This is a genomic window from Okeania sp. SIO2B9, from assembly GCF_010672505.1.
Taxonomy (GTDB): domain Bacteria; phylum Cyanobacteriota; class Cyanobacteriia; order Cyanobacteriales; family Microcoleaceae; genus Okeania; species Okeania hirsuta.
Genome location: NZ_JAAHGK010000358.1, coordinates 1 through 6126, shown reverse-complemented (window position 1 = coordinate 6126; position 6126 = coordinate 1). Strand labels below are relative to the sequence as shown.

Here is a 6126-nt window from a genome sequence, read left to right as displayed (position 1 = left end):
TATTGAAGAAGGAGACAGGAGACAGGAGACAGGAGACAGGAGGAAAATTACATGGGGATTCTCACCCCAAGTAATTTTGAACACCGTGTAGACGGTGGGGTATTAAACCCACAAAGAAAATGATAAATATCCTTACCATTACCATGCAGGACTACTGAAGAAGGTTGTTGGTTCAGGGTTTTAGGTTTAATCAGCCTGAAGTTGACGATAAAATTTATTTAGAGTAGGCAACAGCGACCGAGCAGTCTTACTTTTAATTTTTGATTTTGAACTTTTAAATTATGCAAACAACAATTCCTACTCTTCTAGCTCTTGACTTTGATGGCGTTTTATGCAATGGACTGGTTGAATATTTTCAAACGGCCTGGCGCACCTACTGTCAAATTTGGCAACCATTAGAGCAAAAACCAAATAATGATTTGGCAGAACAGTTTTATCGATTACGTCCCGTAATTGAAATTGGCTGGGAAATGCCTGTTTTGATTCGGGCATTAATATTAGGTATTGAAGAAGAAAGTATTTTACGAGAATGGCAAGCGATCGCTACAAAAATTGTGACTGAAGAGAATCAAAATCCAGGAGAAATTGGTAGTTGTCTAGATACTACTAGAGATGAATGGATAGCAAAAGATTTAGAAGGATGGTTGTCTTTACATGAGTTTTATCCAGGAGTAGTGGAAAAATTAAAGCAGTTAATAGTATCAGAAGTTAAACCAGTTATTGTGACAACTAAAGAGGGGCGGTTTGTACGATCGCTCCTCCAAAAACAAGGTGTGAATTTACCAGAAACGGATATTATTGGTAAAGAATGTAAACGTCCTAAATATGAAACTCTGAGAATGTTATTAGCAGCATCAGGAGCAGGAACAATTATTTGGTTTGTTGAAGATAGATTGAAAACTTTACTATCTGTACAAAAACAATCGGATTTAAAAGAAGTAGAATTATTTTTAGCAGATTGGGGTTACAATACTCAGAAAGAACGAGAATCTGTAACTCAATATCCACCTATTCATTTATTATCTTCTACTCAGTTTTGCCAGAATTTTTCCCTATGGAAATAAGGAAGAGGGAAGAAGGAAGAAGGAAGAAGTTAAAAAGGAAGAAGGAAGAGGGAAGAAGGAAGAGGGAAGAGGGAAGAGGGAAGAGGGAAGGAAGAGGAAGACCCCTTGAAGGTTAGGAAAAAATCGACCAATAGAAAATAGAATATTCCAGATTTAAAGCCTCCTGATTACAGATGTAATGTTAACGCAGTTCCAATCTTAGGAGGCTAACTGATAACTGAAATGACCAAGTTACTCAAAGTTTAATACCAGCTTGAAAAAAAAATGCGACAAAAAGCTGTATTTTGTTAGATTATCTTAGATAGATATAGCAATATAGCTATTATTTTTACCTTTTTTTCTTCAATGTCACTATTGATTCTTTCCTTCTTTCTTCCCTCTTCCTTCTTCCCTCTTACTTCTTCCTTCTTCCTGATTAATTAACTACTTAAATCTCTAAAAATTAGGAAATAAAAACGATGCTAGACCTAACAAAACTAGCGAAACAAATGCAAGGGATGAGCCAACATCTCACAGCAGAAGCAATGGCAGCACAAAATAGATTAGAAATAGCTCAACAATTATTGGCAGAGGCAAAAAATGAACAAGAAGAATTATTAGAATTAGAAGAAAGTTGGAGCGATCGCATACTTTTTAATCCAGCTATTCCTATAGAATCTTTAGATACTTATCCCTTAATTAATCCTTCGCCAAAAAATCATACAGTATTTGCCACAGACGGTTCTCAAATAGCACCAAGTCACCATGAAATAGCCTATTGTTATTTGCTAAATATTGGGCGAGTAATGTTGAATTATGGTGAAAGTATTTATCCACTTTTAGATAGTATTCCAGAAATTTTTTATCAAGCAGATGACCTTTATATTTCTCGACAATGGGGAATTAAAACTGAAGAATGGATGGGTTATCGACGGACTATTTCTGAGGCTTTGGTTTTGGCAGAATTGGGTTGTGAATGGAGGAAAAATAATTCGGATAATTTAGATTCCCCAATATTAGCAATGGTTGATGGTTCCCTGATTTATTGGTTCTTAGAATCTTTGCCTTCTGAAGCACGGGATAGAATTTTAAATCCGATTTTAGATGCTTGGAATAAATTAAAGTTAGCGGGTATTCCTTTGATTGGTTATTTGAGTGCTTCTCGGAGTAGTGAAAGTTTATCTTTTTTACGCTTAAAGGCTTGTATTTATGATGAACCTGACTGTGTTAGTAATTGCCCGAATGTTGGGTTAGGGGGATTTGGTTTTACCGAAAAAGCACCTTGTCAGTCATTTGAACCCTTGCGAGATGTGGTATTTTGGGGTTCGATATTGGAACCTGGGCAAAGAAGTCCTTTATGGCAATCTTCCGCTAGAATTTTAGATTTATATGGGGATAATATTATCTATTTTTGTTATGTGAATGTTGGTACGGAAGTTGCCAGAATTGATATGCCAGAATGGGTGGCTGAGGATGAAGAAATGTTGGAGTTAGTGTTAGGAATGATGTTGGCTCAAGTGCAAAAGGGTTATGGTTATCCGGTGGTATTAGCGGAAGCTCATAATCAGGCGGTGGTTAGGGGAGGCGACCGGGCGAGTTTCTTTGCTTTATTGGAACAGGAAATGATTAAAGCTGGTTTGAAAAATGTGGGAACTTCTTATAAAGAGACTCGGAAGCGGGGGAGTATTGCTTGATGAAGTTAAAAGTCAAAAGCGAGTGTGTAATTCTGAGGTCTCCTCAGAATGTAAGACACACTCAAGACAGTCAAAAGTCAAAAGTAATATCATGTTAGGTTGAATACTTACACTTTGGAGGAAGGAAGGCAGTAGGCAACCCACCCCTCGCCCCTCCCCCTCCCAGGAGGGGAAGGCAGAAGGGAAAGAAAGCTTCAAGGCCAGAAGTTTTTTTATAACTGATTATCCGCAATTCGTAGCTCCCCCGGAGGGGAAACATGATATAAGACTTTATAGTATAGCGCTGTGCGCAGGCAACAGGCAACAGGCAACAGGTCATCTGGGGGAATAAAAAAACCATAATATAAGGCTTTTAGCTATTGGACAGTTCTTGTAATTTGTAAATATGCCAGCGCACATTGCTATAGGTTGGGTTGAGTGCGACTCGTTGGGTCAAAGAAGCCATGACTACAATATGACTCTTTAACCAAAATCTTAAAAACTCATAGGTCAGGTATTGAGGATTATTGGGTATTAGACATCAAAAATCGTCAATTGTAAATTTTGTATGTAGTTCCTTTTCAGCAAATTTAATCGCTTCATTATCATTTTGTTTGTATATAATTTGTAGAGGAATTTCTGTTATTCCTTCTGATTTAAAATAAAACTCATCCTCACATTCAACAATGTAAACTTGAAGTATGGGATGACGGTTTTGAACTAATTTAAGAGCTTGTTTAACAGTATCAGGTGCTAAAAATCCTTCAAGATAAACAACATTAACAATTAGTCCACCACCCACTTCATGTCCTAGTGTCATAAACTTTTCTACTAAACCAAGCTTTCTGCTAAAAGATTTCATTATTAATTACCTCTGATTTAAAAATTCTATGGATAACAAAAAATAATAACACTATATACTTATCCTAATAAATAGTATTTCGTTTACATATTTTTCTCACTACATCTTTATTTTAAAAAAACATCCAGAAATTAAAACGCCAGATTTTATCAAAATAATTGGGTCGCATAACCTTGCCTTTTAAGGCGAAATGTTTTTGGAGGGGCGCTCAAATCCCCTTGACAAAAACAACTTCTGACTTCTGACTTCTGACTTCTGACTTCGTTAACGTTCCTGGTACTTTAGGTTATGACCAATAAAATCACAAATCGCGATCGCCTCAGCATTACCCCAAAAATCCCCCAATCTTAAGTAAATATAGAACTAATGTAATTTTTGATTCATCTAAATAAAATTAAATGACATATAATTTTATACTTGCTCCAAGGCCATAAATAATACAAAAAGATGAATCTGACCAAAAAAACCATCGCAGCTTTTGTCTCTCCTGCAATACCCCTTTCCGCTCTTGGTCTTCCTCTTTTGGTCTACCTCCCCCCTTTTTATGCAGAAGAAATGGGACTTGGCCTTTCTCTGGTGGGCACAATTTTTATGATTACCCGTTTCTGGGACGTTTTTACCGATCCAGTTCTTGGTATTCTCAGCGATAAAGTCACAACTCCTCTTGGACGCCGTCGTCATTGGATTATATTATCTGTCCCTATTTTAATGATTTGCGTTTACAAAGTATTTATGCCTGAAGCTCCGATCACAGGAAATTATCTTCTGTTTTGGATGCTGCTGCTCTATGTGGGTTGGACTTTGTTGAGTATCTCTCATATGTCTTGGGGTGCAGAATTATCATCTGATTATTATGAGCGATCGCGAATTCAAGGTTGGCGAGAGTTTGCTCTAGTCTTTGGAATGTTAGCTGTTTTGATACTTCCAACTATTCTTGAGCAGACTGGGGGTGTTGATGTTGCGAATAAAGTTGCTGCTATGGGTTGGTTTACTATTGTACTACTGCCTATTACTGTAGCGATCGCTGTTTGTAATGTTCAAGAAAGACCTGTGACACCACCACCTCAACTTGGTTTGCTCAAGTCAACTTCTCTGTTATTGAAAAACAAGTTACTAATGCGAGTCCTACTGGCAAATCTCATGGTTGGTCTTGCTCCTGGAATTACTGGTTCAATCTACATTTTTTTTGTTACTTATGCCATGGATCTAGGTCAATGGTCTAGTCTGATGCTTTTACTCTATTTTATCGCTAGTTTTTGTGGCATTCCTTTCTGGATGCGTCTTAGTTATAGTTTGGAGAAGCATCGGACTTTTGGTGTTGCTAAAATTTATGGTTCTATAATTATCGCTACTATACTGCTAGTTGAACCAGGGAATTTATGGCTGTATGCTTTAGTTAATATTCTTTTTGGTATCGAATCTGGTGCGGGAGCATTTTTGTTACGCTCGATCATGGCAGATGTTACAGACCATGATAATCTGGAATCAGGTACACAGCGTACAGGTCTTTACTATTCTTTGTTGACCATGACTAACAAAGTTGGTTCTGCTTTAGGAGTTGGTATGGTTTACCCCATTCTAGATTTGATTGGTTTTGTTCCTGGAGGTACAAATACTCCCGCAGCAATTGAGGCGCTTAAATATATATTTATTTGTGTTCCTATCCCAATTAGTCTCATAGCAGCGATCGCTATCTGGAATTTTCCACTTGATAGCGCTCGACAACAAGAATTACGTCGTCTACTAGCGGAACGTGATTCTGTGCTTAGTTCAGAATAATTTGAGCAGAATTCTATAGAACCCATTTGAGATCTATATAATTATGGTAGTCAAGTCTTTTCGCGCATTAATTTTGAGGAAAATTCAGTTGAAGGAGTGTTGAATTTTTTGTATTATCTCTCCCCAAATCTTCCCTCTTAACCTTTTCTCTCTTACCTTCTGTCTCCTGTCTCCAGTATAGCTGTCTCCTAGTCAAAAAAACTTGATATTTATATGAAGATACGGTTAGGGGTTCTATAGAACACTGAAGCTCATGCAATTCCGGCATGGGTAAGTTTGGGTAAGTTTAGTAGAACGGAGATGGCGGATAGCACAATTGTTTGGCGTTGCTTAAATGTAATGATAATTAGACATCTACTCCACCCATAGGGAGTAGGGAGTAGGCAGCTTTGCTGTAGGCAGTAGGCGTAAAGAATTGATAATTTCTTTGGAATAATTGATTTGATTTTTTATATCATGTTCCCCCGGAGGGGGAGCTACGCTAACGGTTGAATACTTACACTTTGGAGGAAGGAAGGCAGTAGGCAGCTTTGCTGTAGGCAGTAGGGAAAGAAAACTTCAATGCCAGAAGTTTTTTTATATAGCAATGTGCGCTGGCATATTTACAAATTACAAGAACTGTCCAATAGCTAAAAGTCTTATATTATCATTTTCTTTGTGGGTTTAATACCCCACCGTCAACGGGGGTGTTCACGCATTACTTGGGGGAGCGTAGACGCGGAGCGGCCCTTCGTTGACTATCCCCATGTAATTTTCCTCCTGTCTCCTG

The 6126-nt window shown here is 37.8% G+C and carries 5 protein-coding genes; 4 read left to right on the top strand and 1 reads right to left on the bottom strand.

The window, feature by feature from the left end; genetic code table 11:
* Positions 1-281: 281 nt before the first annotated feature.
* From F6K13_RS14310 to F6K13_RS14300, 3 genes are all read left to right on the top strand, one after another.
* On the top strand, positions 282-1064 hold the full coding sequence (locus F6K13_RS14310; RefSeq protein WP_124144317.1) for an HAD family hydrolase: 783 nt from the start codon (positions 282-284) through the stop codon (positions 1062-1064).
* Positions 1055-1180 carry a hypothetical protein gene (locus F6K13_RS14305; protein ID WP_287287688.1) on the top strand — a complete coding sequence of 42 codons (126 nt, stop codon included), beginning with the start codon at positions 1055-1057 and terminating at the stop codon, positions 1178-1180. Before F6K13_RS14310 ends, F6K13_RS14305 begins: the two co-directional genes overlap by 10 nt.
* Before the next feature lie 342 nt (positions 1181-1522).
* Positions 1523-2737 carry a DNA double-strand break repair nuclease NurA gene (locus F6K13_RS14300; RefSeq protein WP_287287686.1) on the top strand — a complete coding sequence of 405 codons (1215 nt, stop codon included), beginning with the start codon at positions 1523-1525 and terminating at the stop codon, positions 2735-2737.
* Positions 2738-3257: 520 nt separating this feature from the next.
* Here F6K13_RS14300 and F6K13_RS14295 read toward each other — a convergent pair.
* The gene (locus F6K13_RS14295) at positions 3258-3578 is read right to left on the bottom strand and encodes a hypothetical protein (RefSeq protein WP_287287684.1); all 321 of its coding nucleotides are present in this window, start codon (positions 3576-3578) and stop codon (positions 3258-3260) included.
* 447 nt (positions 3579-4025) lie between these two features.
* Here F6K13_RS14295 and F6K13_RS14290 point away from each other — a divergent pair, with 447 nt between their 5' ends.
* Entirely contained in the window at positions 4026-5357 is a 1332-nt protein-coding gene (locus tag F6K13_RS14290) for an MFS transporter (protein ID WP_287287683.1), read from the top strand.
* Positions 5358-6126: the final 769 nt, after the last annotated feature.